The organism is Magnetococcales bacterium, from assembly GCA_015231175.1.
Classification (GTDB): domain Bacteria; phylum Pseudomonadota; class Magnetococcia; order Magnetococcales; family DC0425bin3; genus HA3dbin3.
On record JADGBZ010000059.1, the window covers coordinates 1 to 22,933 of the forward strand.

The window sequence follows — 22,933 nt, forward strand, 5'->3', positions numbered from 1 at the left end:
ACCAGGAGGAAGGGCGCAGCCCTTCCTCCTGGACCTCCATCCCAGTCTTTCAATCTTTTTTTACAGCAACTCCGCCATGATGGAATCCGCAATACACACCCCTTGCGGAGTCAGAAAAATCCGCTCAGATCCATAATCAATCCAGCCAGCTTCCCGCATGGGAGCAAGACAAGTCCCTTTTTCAACGACAATATCCACCCCCTTAAGCACCCGATAGCGGCGACGATCAAGACCCATACTCTGCCGTAACCCCATCACCAAAGCATCGGCAGCCGCTTCATCCCGACTCAACAAAACGTCCAGATCAAGAGGTAGCCGCCCCTCCCGAAGAGATTCAACGTAGGAGGTTACGCTACCGTGGTTGCGGGTACGGCGGATCTGTAGGTTGGTCGCAGCAATCGAGGTCAACTTACCGTGGGCAGCAACGCCTGCACCAATATAATCGCCAAACTCCCAATAGTGACAATTGTGCCGGGAAAATTGCCCAGGTTGGGCAAAATTGCTGATTTCATAGGGCTGCCATCCACGTCGCGCCAGCATGTCGCGGGTGATGAGAAACATTTCCAGAGCCAACTCCTCCGCTGGCATCTCTGCGCCATGACTGTCGGCCAATGGCGTCCCTGGCTCCAAAGTCAGGCTGTAGCAGGAGAGATGTTCAGGATGCCATGCCATCGCTTCAGCCAACTCCTCTTGCCAAGCCATCAGGGTTTGACCAGGCGTTGCATAGATCAAATCCAGGCTCAGGTTGGTGAAACCGGCTGCCCGAGCTGCATGTATGGCCGCACGCGCTGCCGCAACCGTATGGATGCGACCGAGCAAAGCCAAACGGTCAGGAGAAAAGGCCTGGATCCCCAGACTCAGACGGTTGATGCCGGCGGCGCGATATCCAGCTAAACGAAAAGGCGTGACCGAGTCCGGATTGGCTTCCAGGGTTACTTCAGCTTCTGGGGGCAAGGTCCAGAGAGAACGAATGGTCGCCATGATGTTGGCAACACTGGCAGCAGATAAAAGCGAAGGCGTCCCCCCGCCAAAATAAACCGTCAGCAGGGGACGTGAATCAAACGCCAGCCGCTCCCGCCAAAGAACCAACTCCCGGAGCAGGGCAGCGACGTAGACTTGCTCCGGAGGAGCTGGAGTGGCGATGGAGGTAAAATCACAATAAAAACATTTGCGGGAACAAAAAGGAATGTGAAGGTACAGACCCAGGGGATATGCCAACACAGATTCCGATGAAAAAATCACTATGGCACTTCTGTCTCCATCAAAACCTTTTGCTGAATGGCAATCAACTGCCGAATGCCTGCCTCGGCCAAATCGGCCATGGCATTGAACTGACCTCGGGTAAAGGGGGCAGCTTCGGCAGTACCTTGGACTTCCACAAAATTTCCGGAACCGGTCATGACAAAATTGCAATCGGTTTCACAGTTGGAATCCTCAGAATAGTCGAGATCCAGAAGGGGTTGCCCTTTGAGAATGCCACAACTGGTTGCAGCCACAAAATCCTGAATGGGAAGCGTGGTCAGCTTTTGCCGCTTCTGAAGAGTACGGCAGGCATCCATCAAGGCAACAAACGCCCCGGTGATGGAGGCGGTACGGGTGCCCCCATCCGCCTGGATCACATCGCAGTCGATCCAGATGGTGCGTTTGCCCAGCAGATCCAGGTTGATCACCGAGCGCATGGAACGACCGATGAGGCGTTGAATCTCCAAAGTACGCCCCCCCTGTTTTCCCCGACTGGCCTCCCGAGAGGTACGTTCATGGGTCGAACGGGGCAACATGCCATACTCGGCAGTTACCCAACCCCGATCGGGATGTTGCTGACGCATCCAACGAGGTTGGGACTCTTCGACGGTGGCTGTACAAATGACCTGGGTGTCACCACAGGTGATCAGACAGGAACCCTCAGCATGTTTGCTGTAGGAACGAAGCATGGTGACCGGACGCAACTGATCCGGGCGGCGATCTTGAGATCTGGACATGGGCACCCCGTAAAAAAAAGCTGATTTTTTGGTAACTGCCCAGGCACCCGGAATCGAATCGGGATCCAGGGGGCTGGCTCCCTGGCAGGTCCAGGATAGCCTCCTGGTGGAATTCGGGGAAAAACCCTGACGAAGGGTTTCACATCCAGGTTCTTGCAAGAATCCTGAACAGTTACCACTTTTTTTCGATGCTTTTTCCGGGATGCACCGAGCCTAAACCCGAACCTCAAACGATTCCCCGCTTGGCACCGATCTGGATCGCATTGTTGACCAGAGCATGCACTCCCCCCACGGTCTCCATGGGGATGCCATACATGGGAAGAATCTTGTTAAACTGGGCTTTGCAGATGGCGCAGATCAGGGCCACATAATTGACCCCATCCTCCTCCATGACCCGCTTCAAGGCAGTCACTCTGGGCATGGCCCCCCGGACGCGCAGATCCATAAGCTCGTCGGTGAGCAGACCGCCACCACCACCACAACAGAATGTGCGCTCGCGGATGGTATCGGCATCCATTTCGACAAATTTATTGGCCGTGGCACGAATCAAGGCGCGGGGGATCTCGAACTGACCTCCAGACGAAGCACCCATGCGCGAAGCGCGGGCCACATTGCAGGAGTCGTGGAAGGTGACCGTCAGATCATCATTGGCCTCCTTGTCGAAGACCAAGGCGCCCCGCTCATTGAGTTGGTGGGTAAATTCACAGATATGTTGCGGAACCGGATAGTTTGGATCCAGGAAATCAAAAGGTCCGTTGAGGGTATTCCAGAAGCTGTAGGCCACACGCCAGGCATGGCCGCACTCGCCCACGACGATGCGTTTGACGCGCAAATCCCTTGCTTTGTCGGCAATGCGCTTGGCAATTTTCTGCTTTTGGGCATAGCTTCCGATGAACATGCCAAAGTTGGCAGCTTCGGAGGCATAAGAGCTGAAGGTGTACGAAATGCCGGCTTGATGAAAAACCTTGGCATACCCCATGAGGGAGCTGATATGGGGCTCGCTGAAAAAATCGGCGGAAGGGGTGATCAGGAGGACATCGGCCCCTTCCTGGTCCAGAGGAAGACGGATTTCGTGCCCCGTTGTATCCAGCAGATCATCTTCGAGGAACTGAAGCGTGCCGGTCAGCGCGGGCCCAGGGATGCCCAGGTTGTTACCGATCGAATGGACCTTGCCGACGATTTCGGTGGTGTATTTGTGGCCGACACCAATGGCGTCCATGATTTCCCGGGCAGCCATGGAGATTTCGGCGGTGTCAATACCATAGGGGCAGAAGACCGAGCAACGGCGACACTGGGAACATTGGTGAAAATAGGTGAACCACTTTTGCAGGGTGGTCTCATCGAATTCGGTAGCACGGACCAGCTTGGGGAAGAGCTTGCCGGCAGGGGTGAAGTAGCGGCGGTAGACCCCGCGCAAAAGCTCGGCGCGTTGGACGGGCATATTGTTGGGATCACCGGTGCCCAGGTAGTAGTGGCACTTGTCGGCACAGGCGCCGCACTTGACGCAGATGTCCATGTAAACCTGGAGAGAGCGATATTTTTGCAGCATCTCTCCCAGTTTTTCGACCCCTTTTTGTTGCCAATCCTCGACCCTCGCGCCCGGAAAGTCCAGTGGGGTCATGTGCTTGTCCGAAGCCGGGTAGGGCCGCAAATGGGCCATGCTCCCCTCGACGAGCAGGGGGACTTCGATGTCGTCTTTAATTTCTGGTACGTCGTGATCGGTGGCCACTTTTTGCATACTCCTTGTGAGGAATCCCGTCCTGACGTTGGGCAGCGGAAACTACTCCACCACGGCCCACGGATTGACATGTTTCCGTTCCCGGGGATTGTCCACCTGGTTGCGGGTCGGGCTGAAGAAAATGCCACCCAGGTGCATCAGCTTGCTGAAGGGAAAGACGAACATGAGCGCCAGAACCAGAAGAAAGTGGACCACGAACAGGGCATCACTGGGGGTGGGAAAGCCCTGAAAGGTGACCCAACCCAGCATGGCGGATTTGATCTCCACAATATCAGGCCGAAAGACATACTGCATCAACAGGCCGGTAACCCCGATGGCCAGAAGCAGGGCCAGAATGGCATAATCAGCGAATGAAGAGATGTATCGGGTGCGGGCCACCCAAAAACGACGAACGAGCAAAAACCCCAGCCCCCCTACCATGGCCAGACCGGCGATAATCCCGACGGTCTGAATGTAGGCGAAGGCCTCAGGCAAGGGCTGAACGAAATATCGTAAATGCCGAATCAAAACCAAGGCGAGAGCGGCATGAAACAGGTACCCCCCCAGCCAAGTCCATTTATTCCCTTTGAACAGGCTGTTGAAAAAGGCAACCTCGGTAAACATCCGCCACACCACGCCACTTTTACAGACCGGGGCCGGGGTGGTGGGAATCTTCAACGGAGCGGGAGCCCGCCAGTAGGTCCAGATTCGCCAACCAAAACCAAAAATGAATGTCAGCAAGGCGAGGTACGCGATCAACGCCAACATCGGGTTTACTCCCTGCAAGGTTTTTCAATCGTTGCACGCCTTACGGAAAAACCCGGCTGCCGGGCGCACAGCAGATGACACCAGTGCGCACGAGCAGCCGGACTTTCCATCGATTCCGTTCAGGTGATCTGATCCGCCCCCGGATGGATCAAACGCAGCCGGTCGGTTTGGGCAGGCCAGCGATTTTGCAGGCCTGTTTGGCAGGACCGCCCGGATACAGGTCGTACAGATACTTGGTGTTGCCCTTTTCCTTGCCCAGCTTTTTGCCGATGGCTTTGGTGAGGATACGAATCATGGGAGCGATTTTGTACTCTTCATAGTACTCACGCAGGAAGGAGATCACCTCCCAGTGGTTTTCGCTCATCTCGACATTTTCCTGCTCAGCCAGATACTTGGCTACGTCTTCGCTCCAGTCTGCCAGGTTGATGATGTAACCCTCTTCGTCGGTTTCGTAGGTACGGCCATTCAGTTCGAAGCTCGGCATCTTCGCATCTCCTCAGTGGCGTGGCTAAATTGCCTGTATAACGATTTTTCAACAGAGATCAAAATGGAAGGAAATCAAGGGAAGTCTTTCGCTTTGACACGGGATCTCCCCAACGACACTCCCTCTTCCAAAACATACCGTTCATCGGAATATCATGATTTACTAACGTATGGCAAGGGCCTGTTGGCACATTGTGATTCCATTTGGCGCTCCACACAAAAATCGCCTGGGCAACTGTTCGGCACCATCTCAAGAAAAACATGGATATGAAGACCTTTATCAGGGCTTCGCCCCGAACCCAACCTGGATGCTGTCCAAGGCTTCGCCAGAAAACCGAACCCCTGGACCCTGGCTTATTGCCGGGTGGTACACAGCGATGCGCCCGAATCTCCAGCCCCCCCGGATTCTGATCGATCTGGCCGCTTCATGTGGTTATATCCTGGGATAGATCTTCTGCCAAGGATGCAAATCCAGGGCAATCGCATTTAAAATGGCATGCTGCTGACCCAATTTTTTAAAACCTGCCATGCGTCTGCCTTCTGGCGCAAAGAGACACGCCGGAAGGCAGACCAAGGCCCGCCTTCCGGGTCTTTTTTGCAAACAGCGCAAAAGAGGCCTGGGAGAAGGGGGGGCGTACAAAAACAAAACGGGGCGCTGCCCTGGACAAAGCCAGGGAGCCAGCCTCCTGGACCCCGAGTCCTTTCCGTGTGTTCCAAATGCGATTGCCCTGCGTGCAAATCCCAGGGCAATCGTACTTGAAAGAGCGGGCCGCCGACCCCTACTTTTGCAAACCTGCAATTCGTCCTCACCTTTTCAAAAAAAGCCTGGATATGGAAGCCTTTGTCAAGGCTTCGCCCTGAACCCGCCGGGACACCGTCCTGAGCCCTGCCTGGGAGGCAGCCCCCCGGATCCTGATGCCAAAAAACGATCATGCCCTCGGGTATACCCATTGCAAATGCGATTGCCTTGGGGCCAGGACCATCCACACATTGACTTGCCCACCCAGGCTAACCAGAATGATTTGCCCCGACCAAAGAGATGATTTGATACCATCACGGACCAGGTCGGAGCGTGCCATGAACATGGGGCAACATTGACAAAGGAGGTTTATCGTGAAACCAAAACACCACGTATTTGTTTGCATGAACCAACGTCCCCCAGGTCACCCACGGGGATCCTGTGCAGCCTTGGGGGCCAATACGGTGCGGGAAACATTTGCCAACGAATTGGAAAAACGCAATCTTGGAGAACAGATCCAGGTGACGGGAAGCTTTTGCCTTGGACCCTGCGACCGAGGCCCCACTGTGGTGGTCTATCCTGAAGGGGTATGGTACGGCGGCGTCAAACCGCAGGATGTTGCTGAAATTTTTGATAGCCACCTGCTGGGTGGCGAGCCCGTGAAACGTTTGCGGATGATGTAACAAACCACACCTTGACGCCTTCGAGCCTCCATCCCATCCCTGTAAACATTTTCAGGTAAGTTCAACATGCTATCCTGGGGCTGTCCAGTTGCCAGCCCCAGGATCTTGATTCGTTGATAAAAGGCAACTATTCAGCACCTCTGGTGATCACGCTTTTTCAAATGGTTTTTGAAAAAGATTTTTTCTGCTCCGCATGCCGAAGATACCAATCGAATACCATGCAAATATTGCGAACCAACAATCGCCCAGCTGGTGTTACCTGCAACACAGACCCTCTCTCTTCCATAAGGCCCTCTACAACCATTTGCCTCAGGATGACCATCTCGCTACTGAAATAATCTGCGAATATCACGCCATGCTTTTTTTCCATGGCAGCACAATCCAGCTGAAAATCACAGATAAGGCGCATGATGACATCCCGCCGAATCACATCGTCCTGGCTTAACTGAAGTCCACGAAAAACGGTCAATTCGTTGTGATCAAGCTGGTGATAATAGGTTTCCAGTTCCTTCTGGTTTTGAGCATAGCTCGTACCCACCTGACTGATGGCTGTAACACCCAGTCCAACCAGATCACACTCGGCATGGGTGGTGTATCCCTGAAAATTTCGATGCAGCGCACCATGTCGTTGTGCCCGGGCCAATTCATTGGTCGGCTTGGCAAAATGATCCATCCCCACATAAACATAGTCATGGGCTGTCAAAAAGCGGATGGTTTGTTCCAGAATCTGTAATTTGGTTTCAGCATTGGGAAGATCCTCGGTCTGGATGCGACGCTGCGGGGAAAAATATTGTGGCAGATGGGCATAATTAAAAATGGCCAATCGATCTGGATCCAGGTCATTCACGACTGTCTCAAGGGTATTGAGAAATGAATCCGTACCCTGCAATGGCAACCCATAGATCAGATCCAGGTTGATAGATTGAAACCCAGCTTCTCTGGCCTCAGCCACCACCTGTTGATTCAAGGTTTGCGGTTGAATTCGGTTTACGGCTTTCTGCACACGGGGATCCAGATCCTGAACTCCTATGGAAATCCGATTGAATCCCAGTGCGCGCAATCCACGCACTGTTCCACGTGGAACCTCACGTGGATCCACCTCGATGCCGTATTCACCCTGATCATCATCAAGCAGAAAAAAATGGTTTCGGACCACTTCCAGCAGATGTCCCATCTGATCCAAAGTCAAATAAGTCGGACTGCCTCCACCTAAATGAAGCTGAACAACAGGCCGCCGTTGATCAAACAGGGAACCGACAAGGGCTATCTCCTTTTCTAGGTAGGTCAAATAATAAGCCGCACGGGATCGATCAGGTGTAACAACCTTGTTACAGGCACAATAGTAACAAACGGTGTCGCAAAACGGGATATGGATGTAAAGAGATAGAGGCCGATCAGGTTGAAAGGATGTGGCGGCAACAATATTTTTACGAAAGGCCTTCCCTCCAAACCGATCCGAAAAATGGGGCGCGGTAGGATATGAGGTGTAACGCGGACCCGACCGATCATAGCGATGGATCATGGCCCGATCAAACGATACCTCCTGAGAAATCATGATATGGTTCACGGTAGAATTTCCTGAAAAAAAGTGGTCTGTCATTACCAATTAAGATAGTAACCATTCAGCATCCGGCAACAAACCTCAGTCCAGGAAGCTGGCTCCCTGGCAGGTCCAGGACAGAGTCCTGGCGGATAACGGTAGGGAAGATGAAACCCTCCCCTCCCTCCGAACCGTGCAGGCAATTACAGAATGACAAAATCGTCCGCATATCGTAACTATTCACCACCTTTTCAAGAAAAGCCTGGACATGAAAACCTTTGTCAGGGCTTCGCCCCGAACCCCACCAGGGCGCTGCCCTGGACCCGCCAGGGAGCCAGCACCCTGGACCCCGATTCGTTGGCGGATGATGAATAGTTACCGCATATCGAACCATCTTGTACCCCTGTTCTATCATCCTCTTGTCCATAGGGTGAAGTAGATATTGGCCTGCAATGGGCTGATAACTGAACCCTGAGGAGTCCCACTCGTCAGTTTCTCACAAACAAATCGCAGGTTCGCCGCATCATCCTGCCGAATCGAGTTCGTCTCCTACAGACCAGTGATTTGTATCCAGTTGCTCTCCACCCCGCCTCACGGTGACGCAGTTACTTTCAACTACAGAGTTATGGCATACTCTGACTCGGACTTTCACCGAGCTGATAAAGCGCCCTCACGAGCGCACAGTTCGGGGCGAAACCCTGACAAAAGCTTTCATGTCCAGGCATCTCAAGGTAGTGGCTCAACCATAATGAATTGATGTGCAAAAATGTTCCAATGCTCCAAAAACAGCTCAACCATGAAACGGGGTCCAGGGGGCTGGCTCCCTGGCTTTGTCCAGGGCAGCGCCCTGGTGGGGTTCGGGGCGAAGCCCTGACAAAGGCTTTCATTTCCAAGCTTTTCTTGAAGGAGTGCGGAATAGTCACGAAAAGTGAGCACTTCAAATCAAGTCGGTTGGTCCAGTAGTACCAACAGAAACAATCGATACCATTTACAATCCGGTCAAGTGAACTTTTTCACTTTCCAATCGCACAGAATCCACAAGTACGGCGACTTTTTCCGGATCCATATCAGGAGCCATGCCGTGTCCAAGATTGAAAATATGGCCGGCGTGAGCACCATACTCTTCCAGCAAGCGTTTAACCTCACAGCGAATTTTTTCAGGACTTGCATAAAGAACAGACGGGTCCATATTACCCTGCAACGCTACCAAATGTCCTACACGCTGCCGAGCCTGACCAAGATCAGTGGTCCAATCCAGACCTAATACAGAACATCCACTTCGAGCCATTTCTTCTAAATAAGCCCCACACCCTTTGGCAAAAAGAATAATTGGTACATGCAAACCATCCAAACCTACTTTATCAATCCGATCTACAATCATTTTCATGGATCGGAGCGAGAATTCACGAAAATCACGTGGTGATAAAATGCCACCCCAAGTATCAAATATTTGAATAGCTTGCGCACCGTGACGAATTTGAGCATTCAAATAATCAACAACTGCGTCAACCAACTTATCTAATAACAAGTGCATACTTTTTGGATCATCATACATCATACCTTTAACTGCTCCAAAATTTTTACTACTACCACCTTCAACCATATAAGTCGCAAGTGTCCATGGACTTCCGGAAAATCCTATCAATGGAATTTTATTATCGAGTTCCTTGCGAATAGATAAAATAGTTTTCATTACATAATTTAAATGTACTTCAGATTCGACAGGATGAAGTTTATATAAATCTTGATTGCTTCGTAAAACAGGTTGTAACTGTGGTCCTTCCCCTTCATGAAATTGTAAAACCATACCCATTGCTTCTGGAACTACTAAGATGTCAGAAAATAATATTGCAGCGTCCAAACCAAAACGATGTATTGGCTGTAAAGTTACTTCAGTTGCCAAATCAACATTTTTACATAAAGCCATAAAACTACCAGCTTTTGTACGAATACGACGATATTCCGGTAAATATCGGCCAGCCTGTCGCATAATCCAGATAGGTGTTCTTTTCGTTGGAATTCTTGAAGCTGCCTGAAGAAATGGATGTTCGGATTGCATGGTATTTATCCTTTCAAAAAGGTTCAGCTCTTTTTTAAGGAAAGCTTTGAGGAATTTCTTTGTAAAGAGCGCAAAAAAAACCTGGTAGAAGGAAGGTGTATAAAAGCAAAATCGTAACTATTCAGCACCCTTTCAAAAAAAGCCTGGATATGAAAGCCTTTGTCAGGGCTTCGCCCCGAACCCCATCAGGACTCTGTCCTGGACCTGCCAGGGAGCCAGCCCCCTGGACCCCGATTCGTGGTCGGGTGCTGAATAGTTACGCAAAATCGAGCATTGCTCTGGACACAACAAGAGCATTGCTCTAGGTTTTTCAATGAGCCAACCTTTTGGATCCAGATTCGTTGACATGGTCAAAGCGATGATCATGACTTGCTGCTGAATGGTTGCAAAATTCTTTTCCTCATTCTGGATAGCTGGAAAGCATGAGACTATGTTCCTGACTATAGGGACAATTGTGTACGAGTGTCAATCTGTGTAGAATTTTCTTTTTTTTATTTTAAATTTATAAAAAAGATAGAAATAGAAATCGTTGCCTGTGGATATGTGATTAAGAATGTAACATATTGTTTTATAAGCATAATTATTCATATTCTCTGGGGATGACTCTCGGGAGTTTCCTTGTGTGTATTGTGGAGAAATTTTTTACATGATGATGATTTCCACCCTTATCCACAGAATTATTTCTGAATCCTTCAATCCATACACAGCTTCATGTGGATAATTAATAAAAAGTTATTAATTTTCAAAAACTTTTAAAAAAACCAGAACATAAATTTCCTTGTCGAGAGGTCCAGGGGGTTGGCTCCCTGGCAGATCCAGGACTTTGTCCCGGTGGGTTTGAAGTGAAAGCCCTGCAAAGGTTGAAACGATTCCCTACCCAGCCACGAATCGAGGTCCAGAGGGCTGCCTCCTTGGCAAGTCCAGGTCAGAATTCTGATGGGTTTAGGGCGAAGCCTTACGAAGGCTGAATCGATTCACCACCCGGCCTCGAATCGAGGTCCAGAGGACTGGTTCCCTGGCAGGTCCAGGACAGCGTCCTGGTGGAGTTCGGAGCGAAGCCCTGGCAGAGGTATTCATATCCAAGCTTTTCTTGAAAAAGTGGTGAATAGTTACCAAAGCCATTTATTTCCTGGCTTTTTTAGAATGAAACTGAATAGTTACGTTGAGATTTTGTTATTCTTGACTCTTACGAGTGGCAAAACAATGATTATTGCCTATGAATTTAAATAAGAATTGGATAACGAATAGCTAAATTAAAATTTTCGTGAACGGGCATGATCATTTTTTCCGAAATTCGCACCCATTTTTCACGTAAATTAATATTTTGTTTCAAATTTCCATGAGTAGATGGTAGTGCAGCCTGTGTGTGTTCATAATAAACTCCTAAAACAACAATTCCTTTGCCATCTATTTTATCAACCAAATATTCAGATGAAAAATCAATTGATCGTTTATTTGCCCAATCCTCAAGCATTGATAACTCTTTTGAACTTAAAATATATAATAAATACTGTTCAATTGATACATCACCCATATGACTTAAGCTAGAAAGGAGAGTCATTCGACGATCTTGTTGAGATGTTATAAATACAGTGCCTGTTTTCTTTTCTCTGGCTATGACTTGTGCTGCTAGCGCAGCGGCAGAACGACGGCCTGCTGCATTATGGTAAAAATTAAAATACTCAAAAAATTTTTTTTCAAGATCATCTACAAAATCTTCACCCCGTTCATATAGACTTTTCTTTAAATAATTTAATTGTATCCCTAAACTGCGTAAAGCAGTATCGGTTAAACGTTCAATCTTTACGTGAAAATGAGTTAATTGAAATTCGTATTTATTTCTTTCTGAATTTTTTGTTTTTTGAATTAAAAGGCTAAAATCTAAAGGAAGGAGTGTTCTTAAAAGAAATCCAAAGCGATCATGATTAATGAGACGATAGGCATGATCATAATCTTTAAGAGCATGAAGGCCCGGGGCTAAAGATGCAATATTTTTCTTATTGACTTGATTGTTTGTGCGACAGCGAAAATATTTTCTCATTCTTTCAGGGATTTCTCCATCCATCATGATGATCAAGGCATTGTTGTGAAGTTTATATTCTTTGGTCGTGCCCATGGCACCTGGTCGCAGCGATGCCAGTGGGACGAATGGATAAGGGATCTTGAAACGACAAAATTTATGGTAGGATTCCGTCAGGGTGTATTGGATCAAATGTTGCGTCAGGCGTCTGCGTGCAGAAGCATATGGTGTTTGCGTCCCTGACACAGGCGACGTATGGACCAGGTCGATCCACTCAAATTCACCTTGAAAAGCCATGTGGTATACTCACGAGACAAAACGAGATGGCGGACTGTCGAACATTTTGTTGATTGTCAGCTATCCTACAAGGGAAACCTATCACACTCTCTCAAAAAAATTGTAACGATCTGGTATCTTTTAAAAAAGCGTAATTATTCACAAGCCTTTCAAGAAAAGCCTGGACATGGAACTCTTTATCTGGGTTTTGCCCCGAACTTCACTTGGATGCTCTCTTGGACCCGTCAGGGAGTCAGACTCCTAGTGGCTCAACCGTATTGATTTGATGTGCAAAAATGTTCCAATGCTCCGGGAACAGCTCAACCATGAAACGGGGTCCAGGGGGCTGGCTCCCTGGCTTTGTCCAGGGCAGCGCCCTGGTGGGATTCGTGGCGAAGCCCTAACAAAGGCTTTCATTTCCAAGCATTTCTTGAAAGAGTGCGGAATAGGCACAAAAGTGAGCACTTCAAATCAAGTCGGTTGGTCCACTAGATCCCAATGTGTTTCGGGTGGTGAATCGTTACCCCAATTATTCATGCATGTGTCAACAAGGAGGTTGATTTAAAATGACCCGATTGACCGAGATTGAGCAGTTTTTGGCGCAAACCATGCGTGTGGATTCCATTGCTGATCACCACCCAAATGGGGTGCAGGTACGTGGTCGGGAATCGGTGGAGAAAATTGTCAGTGGGGTTTCGGCTTGTCAAGCCATTTTTGATGCAGCTGTCGCTGCCGAGGCTGACCTTGTTTTGGTTCATCACGGCATGTTTTGGGATCAGGATCCAAGAGTGGTGGAAGGGAGCCTCAAGGAGAGGTTGAAGACTTTGCTGCAACATGATCTGACCCTGATGGCCTATCATTTACCGTTGGATTGCCACCCAGTGTTGGGAAATAATGCACAAATATTGTCAAGGTTGGGTTTAGAGGCTGGCGAGCCATTTGGGCACTATCATGGAACCGCCCTTTCCCATGTTGGGAGATGTGTTTCACCACTTTCCATCCATGAATTTTCCCGTCAGGTTCGTGATCTTTTTGGTGGTGAACCCCTGGTGTTGCCGTTTGGGCCTGAATCTGTTCGGCACGTCGCGGTTTGCAGTGGTGCTGCACCTGCCTTGATTCGCGAAGCTCGTGCCTTGGGTGCAGATCTGTTTTTGACCGGTGAGGGGACGGAGTATATTTACCACTTTGCCCGGGAGGAGAAACTCCATTTCATGGCTGCCGGGCATCATCGAACAGAGAAATTTGGTGTCCAGGCTGTCGGTGAGTTGTTGGCAGCCCGGTATGGTATCCATCATCAGTTTATCGATATAAATAATCCTCTATGAACGCTTCCGTTGCTGGTCGTATGATAGAAATCGATGGTGCCACCCGCATTTATGGTGTCATTGGTAATCCTGTGGTTCACTCCCTTTCACCTGCCATGCACAATCTGGCTTTCCAACAGGCAGGTATCAATGCCCGGTATTTGCCGTTTCACGTGAAACCTTCGCATCTGACTGAGGCCGTGCAAGGATTCGTGGCGCAGGGAGTGCAGGGTTTCAATTCGACCCTTCCCCATAAGGAGGCATTGTTGAAACTCATGGATTGGGTGGATAGCGAGGCTATGCTGATGGGGGCGGTCAATACCGTTCGCATCGAACCGGATGGCAGCCTGAGCGGTTTCAACACCGATGCGGATGGATTCTATCTGGCCATGCAATCCCGTTTCCCCGCGCACATGCAGGACGCCGAAGTGATCGTACTGGGTGCGGGGGGTGCTGCCCGGGGGGTGTTGGCTGGATTGGCTAAAGGGGGAGTGAACCGTATCACTCTGGCCAACCGTACCTTGAGTCGCGCCGAACACCTTCTGGACACCATGACCGGACCCGGTTTGGCCAAAGTCGATCGGCGGGCCATCCCGCTCGTTTCGGAAAAATTACCACTGGAAACTTGTACACTGATTGTCAACACGACCAGTGCCGGCATGCATGGCGAAAGCTTGTCAGTCGTGGATATGCATCGCTTACCCCCCGGCGCCGTGGTCGTGGATATCATCTATATTCCTCCCTGCACACCCTTCCTGCATGCTGCACAAAAGTGTGGGTTGAATGTATTGAATGGCCTGGATATGTTGATCTATCAAGGCGCTCGCTCCTTCCAAATCTGGACTGACATGGAGATGCCAGTTGCCTTGGTCAGAACACATTTGGAACATTTGTTGGGCAGCAGAGCACCTCACGCGTAATCAGGGAGGCGCCATGAATTGGCAAGTTGAAGTGGTACTATTCGTTTTAGGTGCCATTGTGGGGAGCTTTCTGAACGTTTGCATTTTCCGTCTTCCGTTGCAGGAAAGCATTGTTTTTCCCTCTTCCCGGTGTATGGGATGCGGGACACACATCCCCTGGCATGACAACATTCCCATTTTTGCCTGGTTATGGCTGCGGGGACGCTGCCGGCACTGCCAGGCCCCCATCTCCATCCAATATCCCATCATTGAAGCTCTGGCTGGTGTTGTCGCAGTGACGGTCTGTATGCGCTTCGGCCTGACCCGGGAGAGCCTGGCACTGGTGGTCTTGGGATATGGATTGATCGTCTTGACCGTCATCGATTTCTATCACTACATCTTGCCGGATGTGATTACCAAACCAGGCATGGTTTTGGGCCTGCTTCTGGCTGGTCAGCCCCTGGTGGGGTTGCCCGCTTTTGCACCCCCTCTTGCAACGTGGCAAAACGCAGCCATGGGCGTTTTCTGGGGATATTGGGGGTTGTGGCTTTTCGCCTGGATTTTTGAAAAAATCACCGGGAAAGTGGGAATGGGGTTGGGTGATGTGAAACTTTTGGCCATGATTGGGGCCTGGTTGGGCTGGCAAGCTTTGCCTTTTACCTTGTTCGGGGGGGCCTTTCTGGGAAGTATTGTCGGGGTGTCCCTGATCCTGTTTGCCAAGCGGGACGAGGCGCAGCCCATTCCTTTCGGACCCTATCTGGCGGTGGCGGCCTGGGTGTACCTGTTTTTTGGTGATGCCATTCTGAACTGGTATTGGCAAAAATTTATCGTTGGCACATAGGAACGATTCACCACCCGGCCACGCATCGGGGCATATCCAGGCTTTTCTTACAAGGTCGCTGAATAGTTATCGCCAAGGTTCCTCCGCCTATGTTGATTCTTGGTCTGACTGGTTCCATGGGATGTGGCAAGAGCAGCGTTGCGCGTCTGTTGGCGGAGCGGGGTGTTCGTGTTTTGGACTCCGATCTGTTTGCCAGAATGGCCTTGGCGCCTGCATCGCCGGGATTTGATCAGGTGGTTGAACGTTTTGGTGCTCGGGTTTTGGATGGCACGGGTGCGTTGGACCGGGCGGGTTTGGGTGTGGCTCTGCAAGAAGATCCTCATGGGTGGCAGGCGTTGGAGGCTATCGTTCATCCAGAGGTGCGCCGTCTACAGGCAGAGGCTTTGCGCCGCTTGGACCTGGAGAACTCTTCCGCCGTGGTTGTCCTGGACGAGCCTTTGCTATTTGAAACGGGTGGGGAATTTCTCTGTGATTGGGTTGTGGTAGTAGCTTGTGCGGAGCGGCAAATGGAGCGTCTGCAACAAAGGGGTGGGATGGCTCTCACCGTTCAACAGGCGGCCATGGCTCGGCAGATGACTGAGGGTGAAAAGTGTCGCCGGGCTGACTTGGTGATCGACAATCGGGGGTCGTGGGAAGAGTTGGTCCTGCAAGTTGAATCGACCTGCGGTTGGATTGGGTGCGTGGCTGGACGGGTTGGTGAGTCAGTCTGGCCAAAAAAATGGAGTAACGATTCACCACCCGGTAACAAATCAGGGTCCAGGGGGCTGGCTCCCAGGCAGGTCCAGGACAGCGTCCTGGTGGGGTTCGGGGCGAAGCCCTGACAAAGGCCTTCATATCCAAGCTTTTCTTGAAAGGGTGCTGAATAGTTACTTCTTTAAAAACCTGCAATACGTCTGCCTTCTGGCGCAAAAAGACGCGCCAGAAGGCAGACCATGGCCCGTCGCCCCTTAAGCCTTATTTGCAAACAGCGCAAAAAAGGCCTGGGAGAAGGGGGGCGTACAAAAACAAAACGGGGCGCTGCCCTTGACCCGCGAGGGCGCTGCCCTTGACCCGCAAGGTCGCTGCCCTTGACCCGCCTGGGAGCCAGCCCCCTGAACCCCAATTCGTCACAGTTACTCCATCCCGCCCTCTGGACTTTTTTTGGATTCGTCTGCATTTATTTTTTGATTTCTGAAATCATTCGAGCTAAATCAGCCACAGATCGTGGCGACGGAAAATCAGCGGCCAACACGCCACACTGGTGCAACGCCTGTTGCAAGGTCAAAACGGCTGGAGACTCCATTTGAGCTGAATGAAGCAAGGCGACATCCGCCATGATGCTGGTGGTTGCTCCCTGTGCCAAAACCTGCCCATGGGCAAACAAAGCTGCCGAATCAGCCCAGGCATAAGCAAGATCCACATCGTGGGTGGAAAAGACGATGGTGGTACCAGTCGTGGAGAGTTGTGTCAGAGTGGCCAGCAGAAGGGATTTTCCCAGATGATCGAGGCCAGCAGTGGGTTCATCCAGGATCAGGATGCGGGGGCGCATGGCCAACACACCAGCCATGGCTGCGCGCTTGCGCTGCCCATGGGAGAGAAGATGCGGCGGACGCTCGGCCAAAGAGGTGATTTCCAGGGCCTCCAGGGCCTCGGTCACCCGTTGCCGTGCTGCGTCGGCGGCAAGGCCCAGGTTGAGGGGACCAAAAGAGACATCCTCTGCCACGCTGGCAGCAAACAATTGATCATCCGCCTCCTGGAGAACCACCCCTACCTCCTGTCGCCAGAGCGTCAGAGCGGCACGGTCATAACGCACAGGTTTTCCGTGCAGAAAAATTTCACCGGTGTGTGGCCGCAGGGTGCCATTGAGATGCAACAAAAGCGTTGTTTTACCCGCGCCATTGGCCCCCAACAGGGCGAGCCGTTCGCCCTGGATGATCCGCAGATTGAGCCCCTGCAACGAATCCGCGTTGCCGCCAGGGTAACGATGCCCCAGGTTGCGTGCCTCCAGGATCACGTCAGCCATGGCCGGTCCATATAGCAGCCAGGTCTCGGCTGGCCCAAAAAATACCGCCGGGCAGCGTAACCGCGCCAATCCACTCAAGGGGCCGGGTTTTGGGGAGGGAGGTAAGCACGGGAAGCGCACCGGTATGGCCACGAGCTGCCAGGCCGGTTTCCAGGCGTTGGGCCTGGTGCATGGTGCGACCCAGCAATCCAGCCACGAGCAGGGAAAGGGAACGCAATGAAGTACGCCACCCTTGATAACCGAGGCGAAACGACTGCGAGCGAAAACCGGATAACGCAACATCGCTCAATACGAACAGCAGCCGATAGGTGAGCATGGCCAGGTCGACGAAGACGGGTGAGAGTCCCACTCTTTGGCCCAGGCTGATCAGGCGCATGGGCGGTGTGGTCATGGAGAGGAGAAGCATGGCCGACAGCGTGGCCAGGGAACGGACGCCCAGCAGCATGGCATCCGTGGCTCCGGCAGCAGACCAGAGCAGAACCGGCCCCCCCTGCCAACCCACCGAGAGGGCCAGCACAGGCAGCCCGGTCGCCAGAAACCCCAGGGGAACCGCAAGAACGCCCAGAAAGATGCGCATGGGGACGAGGGCTGACAGACGAGCAAGAAGAAGCGTCGCCACCAACACTAGAATGGCCGCAAACGGAGGAGATCCCCCCAAAGCTGTTCCCATCAGGCCAAAGGTGAGAAAAACTTTTCCCCCCGTGCCACGTCGGCTCCAGGCATTTTCATGGGCTATCTGATCAAGAACGTGCATGCCCCTGGCTCGCAGCTTGTCGGCGACCGCGCCGCAAACCGATGTAATAACCGATCACACTGCTGCCCAAAGCGGCTTGCAAGGCGAACAACAGGCTGGCAACCTCGCTGCTGGGGGGGGTCCAAAGTGAGGTAAACCAGGGTTGGTAATCCGGTCGATATTGGGTGATCACCTTTCCGGCCTGATCGTCGGAGCCGGTAAATGTTCCATCTTTGGACCAGGGCAACACGAACGGCAGGAGCAGGATCAAAACGGCGAGGGTGAGGACGATGCGATTGTCACGCAACATGACAAGCCTCCTTCACCTCATGTGTGCCACGCAGGACGGCCAATTGCTGCAACTCATCTGGACTATAGCGCGTCAACCAGTTGACCACGGCCACGGTCAGCAAACCCTCGACAATGGCCAGGGGGATCTGGGTCACGGCAAATACGACCAGGAATTTCAGCGCCGAGCCGACGACGCCAGATGCCGGATCCGGAAATGCCAGGGCAAGTTGCAAGGCCGTGGTGACATAGGTGCTGAGATTTCCCAGTGTTGCTGCCAGAAAAACGGTTGTGGGCAGGGAAAGGTTGACAGATTGTCCGCTACGATAGCAGGCCCACGCCACCCATGGGCCGACAATCCCCATGGAAAAAAGATTGGCTCCCAAGGTGGTGAGACCACCGTGGGCCAGGAGCAGGGCCTGAAACAACAACACAATGGTGGCGATCAGCGTCATGATGGGCGGTCCAAACAGAACAGCCCCCAGACCGGTCCCGGTGGGATGTGAACAACTTCCTGTCACGCTTGGCAGCTTGAGGGCGGAGAGCACAAAGGAGAAGGCAGCACAGGCCCCCAGGAGGAGGCGGGTCTCCGGTTTTTCGCGCAACAGGCGTCCGGCCTTCCTGATGCCAATGACCACAAAGGGCAAGGCACCGGCACCCCACGCAGCAGCGTGCAATGGCGGCAAAAAACCTTCCATGATATGCATGCAAAAACCTCCCCGAATGGATCCGGAGAGGTTGTAACGATGGTCTGGGGAGGGGAGTCGTTGCAGACGACGTGACAGGCATCCACTCCGCGCCACCGGGGCACCCCGCCCGGATGAAACAACGCGATACTCAAACTGTATGCTGGCAGGTCTCCTGGCTTGCGGGTCATGACCGCACGTCCTGCCTTCCCGGTTTCCCAGTGGCCTGGTTTGGACGACGGCTCGCCGCGCACAGTTGCGGGGGCAGCCACGGCATCGGGCCCGTCAGGGCCGCGACCGTGTTCCCATTTCACCCCCCACACCGGCAGATGTGGGGGAATCCAGCATGGGGGGGATTCTTAGGGGAATTTTGCGGTGAAAGTCAAGAAAAAAAGGTCAGTGAATGAATTTTGTGAAGATCCGGGTGGTGAATCGTAGCCGGTTTCACGATGAAACTTGATCGTAAAAATGTGATTAAGCTATAGTTTTTCTACAAATTTTGGTATACCGTTCAGGTTGTAAATTTCAATGTGGTAGAGAATGGTGGAAAAAAGGAGGATGTCAACTGGTAGAGAACCCTGTCCGTAGTCTGGTGATTCGTTCGACAGGTTGCGCAGGCTTTTTGATTTGCTCATGGCAAAATAAATATGTTGTTCATAACTATCTGACCCAGCATGGGTTGGGGGCATTTTTAACCCATTTTTTATGATCAGATCCATCGGTTCAGGATCGACCTTGAGTTCCCCACTTTCATATCCCGCAATCAGGATGGATGCCATTGTATCCAGAGCGCATTGGAATGCCAGGATCTCATTGGCGAGACGAACACGGGGTGAACAGCTACTTTCCAGCATGGTTGAGGATCTGAAGAGACGTACCTGGAGGATTGACACCGCCACGCAGGCCGCAATTTTGTGCCGATCTTTTTAAAAGCCTGGATATGAAAGCCTTTGTCAGGGCTTCGCCCCGAACCCCACCAGGACTCTGTCCTGGACCTGCCAGGGAGCCAGCCCCCTGGACCCCGATTCGTGGTCGGGTGCTGAATAGTTACGATTTTTCAAAAAATTAGCCCCAGGGAGTAAAAATCGCTCCTTTGATGCATTGTGCATAATTAGCCGTCTTTTGTAACCGGAAAAAATTTCCTAACCGGCTTAAGCACGCCACATCTTGACCTGGGACAGGGATTCCTTATGATGAAGAATTTCCGCTGTGACGGGAAGTGGGCGGTCAGGGGTTTCCCGGGGTGGTGGTTTCACGGCGGGCAACGCCGGGAGTGATCGCCGAAACCGGAAATTAGAGGTGTGGAAAGAGGTATGCCGCCATGAAAAGGACTTTTCAACCCAGCATCATTCGTCGCAACCGGACGCATGGGTTTCGCTCCCGGATGGCCACACGGGGAGGTCGCGGGGTGCTCTCCCGGCGTCGTGCCCGGGGCCGTCATCGCATTGCCATCTGATCTGCAACAGAGTGTCGCCACGTCGGAAGAGAAAACCCAGGGATTTCCCAAGGATGCACGTCTGCTGGTGAGCCGGGATTTTACCGCCGTGATGCGTCAGGGACGCCGCAAGGGGAATGCCCTTTTTCTCCTGCACGTCTGGTTGCGTCCGGGAGCGAGGTGCCGTCTGGGCTTGACCGTCAGCCGAAAAGTTGGCAACGCAGTGGTGCGCAATCGGGTCAAGCGCGTGGCCCGGGAGTATTTTCGGCAGCGTCAAGCGCAACTGCGGCCTGGGTGCGCCTGCGTTCTTGTGGCCCGGGCGACGGCGGGTGGGGTCGACAACGTCGCGTTGGCCTGCGCTCTTGACGAGTTGTTCAAGCCCTGGTTTGCGCCGGTTGGCGGCACATCGTTGCGGGTTGTACCATGAAACGGTTGCTGATGGTTTTGATTCGCGGTTATCAACTCTTGCTCTCTCCTTTGCTGCCACCTCGATGCCGCTTCTTCCCAAGTTGTTCCACCTATGCCTACGAGGCTGTGGCGCGGCATGGGTCGTGGCGTGGGGGGGCTCTGGCTTTGCGGCGGATTTTGAAATGCCACCCCTTTCATCCCGGGGGAGTTGACCCGGTGCCCTGACTCATTCCTGCCTGCTTAGGATGCCCCAATTATGGATCGGCGTACACTTCTGGCCATTGTCATCTCCTTCATTCTGCTGGTGGTGTACCAGTGGACTCTGAACACCTACTTTCCCCCCATGGAAGCGACAGAGGTTTCGGCTGTGGGAGCTTCCGCCGAGCCGACCACCCCGCCACCGATGGACCCGGTGGTGAACAAAGAGAGCGTGGTGGGCAAAGAGAGCATGGTTCCTGTGCAAAACCCCGTCGGCAAGGGGCCTGCCCAGACGGTGGCCAACCCTGATGTGGTCAAACTTCCCCAGATCCAAAGTGCACAGGTCGTCGAATTTCAAAATCAAAAAATTCAAGGTGGCATCGCGCTGATGGGCGGGGAGTTGGTCGATTGGCGGTTTCTCGACTACAAGGACCGTGTGGGAGCGGAAGGGAAACCCATTCGCTTTTTGAACCGCGATCCCAAGGAGTTGTTCAAGGGTTCCAGTGGTTTCATTGCCTCCGTGGGTGTGGATGTACCCCGCAGTGATACCCTGTGGGAGCAGGTCAAGGACGCCGACGGTAAAAGCAATGAGATCCATTTGCGCTGGCAGAGTCCGCATGGTCTCACCTTCGAGAAGATATTGACCTGGCAGCCGGTCTCCTATCTGCTTGATGTAGTGGATCGCGTGACCAACAGTTCAGGAAATCCTGTCAAGTTTTTCCACTATGCCCAGTTTTTACGTCACCACCAGCCCCAAGAAAAAAGTTCCATGTCCGCCCCGACCGACTTTCATGGCCCCATGGGATTCTTGCGGGGCAGCCGGGTTCAGTTCGGTTATGAGGAGCTGCTCAAGGGGGACCATTTCGAGGAGAGTGTCGGCGGATGGGCCGGCTTTTCCGACAAATATTTCCTGGCCTCCATGACCGATTTTGCAGGGCAGGAGCGGCGGCGGTTCTACTTCGACCACGACGCACCCAACTATCGTGTCGGCATGGTTTCGCCCTCCCATGCGATCGGGAACAACGAAACCCGCTTCTTCCAGACCCGGTTGTTCATCGGACCGAAGGCCACCCAGACTCTGACGACGCAAAACATGCATTTGGAACGCTCCATCGACTATGGCTGGTTCCATTTTCTGGCTGAACCTCTGATGCAGCTCCTGTTGCTGTTTGATCGTTTCGTTCACAATTTCGGCTTGGCCATCATCCTTTTGACCGTTGTGATCAAGTTGCTGTTTTTCCCCCTGGCCAACAAGAGCTACCGCTCGATGAGCGCCATGAAAAAGCTGCAACCGAAGGTGGAGGGTCTGCGCAAGTTGTATGGGGATGACAAGCAGCGGCTCAATCAGGAGATGATGAAACTTTACCAGGATCACAAGGTGAATCCCCTGGGAGGGTGTTTGCCTATTGTGGTACAGATTCCTGTTTTTTTTGCCCTTTACAAGGTCTTGTTCCTCTCGGTTGAGATGCGGCATGCACCGTTTGTGTTTTGGATTCAGGATCTTTCTGACATGGATCCCTACTATGTCCTGCCCATCCTGATGGGCATTTCCATGTTGGTGCAGTCCAAGTTGAATCCAGCTCCGGCTGATCCGATTCAGGCCAAAGTGATGATGTTCCTTCCCGTGATTTTTACTGTCATGTTCCTGACTTTTCCTTCGGGCTTGGTTCTCTATTGGTTGGTCAACAATGTTCTCTCCATTCTTCAGCAGGGCTACATCATGAAGAAGGAGAGTTGAGGATTGAAAATCGGGGATGGAGGTTCTGGAGGAAGGGCTGTGCCCTTTCTGCCGGCGGGGTCCGGGGCGGAGCCCCGAAAAGAAGGATTGAAAAACTGGGATGGAGGTCCAGGAGGAAGGGCTGCGCCCTTCCTCCT

Annotated in this window: 22 protein-coding genes and 1 riboswitch; of the genes, 9 read left to right on the top strand and 13 right to left on the bottom strand. The window is 52.3% G+C overall.

Annotated features, from left to right (window positions below):
- Positions 1-60: 60 nt before the first annotated feature.
- The 5 genes from hemW to HQL63_11790 all read right to left on the bottom strand — a co-directional run bounded on the left by hemW (position 61) and on the right by HQL63_11790 (position 4,948).
- Positions 61-1,218 (bottom strand): radical SAM family heme chaperone HemW, encoded by a 1,158-nt coding sequence (hemW, locus tag HQL63_11770; GenBank protein MBF0177505.1) that lies wholly within the window; start codon positions 1,216-1,218, stop codon positions 61-63.
- Between the two features lie 23 nt (positions 1,219-1,241).
- Positions 1,242-1,979, bottom strand: coding sequence for a ribonuclease PH (gene rph, locus HQL63_11775; protein MBF0177506.1), 738 nt, complete (start codon positions 1,977-1,979; stop codon positions 1,242-1,244).
- A 226-nt stretch (positions 1,980-2,205) separates the two neighbouring features.
- Positions 2,206-3,639 carry a (Fe-S)-binding protein gene (locus HQL63_11780; protein ID MBF0177507.1) on the bottom strand — a complete coding sequence of 478 codons (1,434 nt, stop codon included), beginning with the start codon at positions 3,637-3,639 and terminating at the stop codon, positions 2,206-2,208.
- 120 nt (positions 3,640-3,759) lie between these two features.
- Positions 3,760-4,464, bottom strand: coding sequence for a respiratory nitrate reductase subunit gamma (locus HQL63_11785; protein ID MBF0177508.1), 705 nt, complete (start codon positions 4,462-4,464; stop codon positions 3,760-3,762).
- 148 nt (positions 4,465-4,612) lie between these two features.
- The gene (locus HQL63_11790; GenBank protein ID MBF0177509.1) at positions 4,613-4,948 is read right to left on the bottom strand and encodes a TusE/DsrC/DsvC family sulfur relay protein; all 336 of its coding nucleotides are present in this window, start codon (positions 4,946-4,948) and stop codon (positions 4,613-4,615) included.
- 1,109 nt (positions 4,949-6,057) lie between these two features.
- Here HQL63_11790 and HQL63_11795 point away from each other — a divergent pair.
- Positions 6,058-6,369, top strand: a complete 312-nt coding sequence (locus tag HQL63_11795) for a (2Fe-2S) ferredoxin domain-containing protein (protein MBF0177510.1) — start codon at positions 6,058-6,060, stop codon at positions 6,367-6,369.
- Between the two features lie 157 nt (positions 6,370-6,526).
- Here the strand turns inward: HQL63_11795 and hemN are convergent, their stop codons facing one another.
- From hemN to HQL63_11810, 3 genes are all read right to left on the bottom strand, one after another.
- Positions 6,527-7,924 carry an oxygen-independent coproporphyrinogen III oxidase gene (gene hemN / locus HQL63_11800; protein ID MBF0177511.1) on the bottom strand — a complete coding sequence of 466 codons (1,398 nt, stop codon included), beginning with the start codon at positions 7,922-7,924 and terminating at the stop codon, positions 6,527-6,529.
- Between the two features lie 973 nt (positions 7,925-8,897).
- Entirely contained in the window at positions 8,898-9,977 is a 1,080-nt protein-coding gene (locus tag HQL63_11805) for a uroporphyrinogen decarboxylase (protein MBF0177512.1), read from the bottom strand.
- Between the two features lie 1,213 nt (positions 9,978-11,190).
- Positions 11,191-12,285, bottom strand: coding sequence for a hypothetical protein (locus HQL63_11810; GenBank protein MBF0177513.1), 1,095 nt, complete (start codon positions 12,283-12,285; stop codon positions 11,191-11,193).
- Between the two features lie 545 nt (positions 12,286-12,830).
- On the opposite strand from HQL63_11810, the gene HQL63_11815 reads away from it, so the two are divergent.
- From HQL63_11815 to HQL63_11830, 4 genes are all read left to right on the top strand, one after another.
- On the top strand, positions 12,831-13,589 hold the full coding sequence (locus HQL63_11815) for a Nif3-like dinuclear metal center hexameric protein (protein ID MBF0177514.1): 759 nt from the start codon (positions 12,831-12,833) through the stop codon (positions 13,587-13,589).
- A gap of 20 nt (positions 13,590-13,609) precedes the next feature.
- Positions 13,610-14,488: a shikimate dehydrogenase gene (aroE, locus tag HQL63_11820; GenBank protein ID MBF0177515.1), complete on the top strand. Its 879-nt coding sequence runs from the start codon at positions 13,610-13,612 to the stop codon at positions 14,486-14,488.
- 13 nt (positions 14,489-14,501) lie between these two features.
- A complete protein-coding gene (locus HQL63_11825) occupies positions 14,502-15,308 on the top strand; it encodes a prepilin peptidase (protein MBF0177516.1) in 807 nt (268 codons plus the stop codon).
- 89 nt (positions 15,309-15,397) lie between these two features.
- Positions 15,398-16,129 carry a dephospho-CoA kinase gene (locus HQL63_11830; GenBank protein ID MBF0177517.1) on the top strand — a complete coding sequence of 244 codons (732 nt, stop codon included), beginning with the start codon at positions 15,398-15,400 and terminating at the stop codon, positions 16,127-16,129.
- A 335-nt stretch (positions 16,130-16,464) separates the two neighbouring features.
- Here the strand turns inward: HQL63_11830 and HQL63_11835 are convergent, their stop codons facing one another.
- From HQL63_11835 to HQL63_11855, 5 genes are all read right to left on the bottom strand, one after another.
- Positions 16,465-17,310: an ATP-binding cassette domain-containing protein gene (locus HQL63_11835; protein ID MBF0177518.1), complete on the bottom strand. Its 846-nt coding sequence runs from the start codon at positions 17,308-17,310 to the stop codon at positions 16,465-16,467.
- A complete protein-coding gene (gene cbiQ, locus HQL63_11840) occupies positions 17,303-18,064 on the bottom strand; it encodes a cobalt ECF transporter T component CbiQ (GenBank protein MBF0177519.1) in 762 nt (253 codons plus the stop codon). The genes HQL63_11835 and cbiQ overlap by 8 nt, the downstream gene beginning before the upstream one ends.
- Positions 18,051-18,353, bottom strand: a complete 303-nt coding sequence (locus tag HQL63_11845) for an energy-coupling factor ABC transporter substrate-binding protein (GenBank protein ID MBF0177520.1) — start codon at positions 18,351-18,353, stop codon at positions 18,051-18,053. The genes cbiQ and HQL63_11845 overlap by 14 nt, the downstream gene beginning before the upstream one ends.
- On the bottom strand, positions 18,343-19,038 hold the full coding sequence (locus HQL63_11850; protein ID MBF0177521.1) for an energy-coupling factor ABC transporter permease: 696 nt from the start codon (positions 19,036-19,038) through the stop codon (positions 18,343-18,345). Before HQL63_11850 ends, HQL63_11845 begins: the two co-directional genes overlap by 11 nt.
- A gap of 126 nt (positions 19,039-19,164) precedes the next feature.
- Positions 19,165-19,378, bottom strand: a riboswitch (cobalamin riboswitch).
- 118 nt (positions 19,379-19,496) lie between these two features.
- A complete protein-coding gene (locus HQL63_11855; GenBank protein MBF0177522.1) occupies positions 19,497-19,871 on the bottom strand; it encodes a hypothetical protein in 375 nt (124 codons plus the stop codon).
- Positions 19,872-20,338: 467 nt separating this feature from the next.
- On the opposite strand from HQL63_11855, the gene rpmH reads away from it, so the two are divergent.
- The 4 genes from rpmH to yidC are packed head-to-tail and all read left to right on the top strand — an operon-like array spanning position 20,339 to position 22,796.
- The gene (rpmH, locus tag HQL63_11860; GenBank protein MBF0177523.1) at positions 20,339-20,473 is read left to right on the top strand and encodes a 50S ribosomal protein L34; all 135 of its coding nucleotides are present in this window, start codon (positions 20,339-20,341) and stop codon (positions 20,471-20,473) included.
- Positions 20,463-20,879: a ribonuclease P protein component gene (rnpA, locus tag HQL63_11865; GenBank protein MBF0177524.1), complete on the top strand. Its 417-nt coding sequence runs from the start codon at positions 20,463-20,465 to the stop codon at positions 20,877-20,879. The genes rpmH and rnpA overlap by 11 nt, the downstream gene beginning before the upstream one ends.
- Positions 20,876-21,085 (top strand): membrane protein insertion efficiency factor YidD, encoded by a 210-nt coding sequence (gene yidD, locus HQL63_11870; GenBank protein ID MBF0177525.1) that lies wholly within the window; start codon positions 20,876-20,878, stop codon positions 21,083-21,085. Before rnpA ends, yidD begins: the two co-directional genes overlap by 4 nt.
- Positions 21,086-21,116: 31 nt before the next feature.
- Positions 21,117-22,796, top strand: coding sequence for a membrane protein insertase YidC (gene yidC / locus HQL63_11875; GenBank protein MBF0177526.1), 1,680 nt, complete (start codon positions 21,117-21,119; stop codon positions 22,794-22,796).
- The last annotated feature ends 137 nt before the right edge of the window (positions 22,797-22,933 follow it).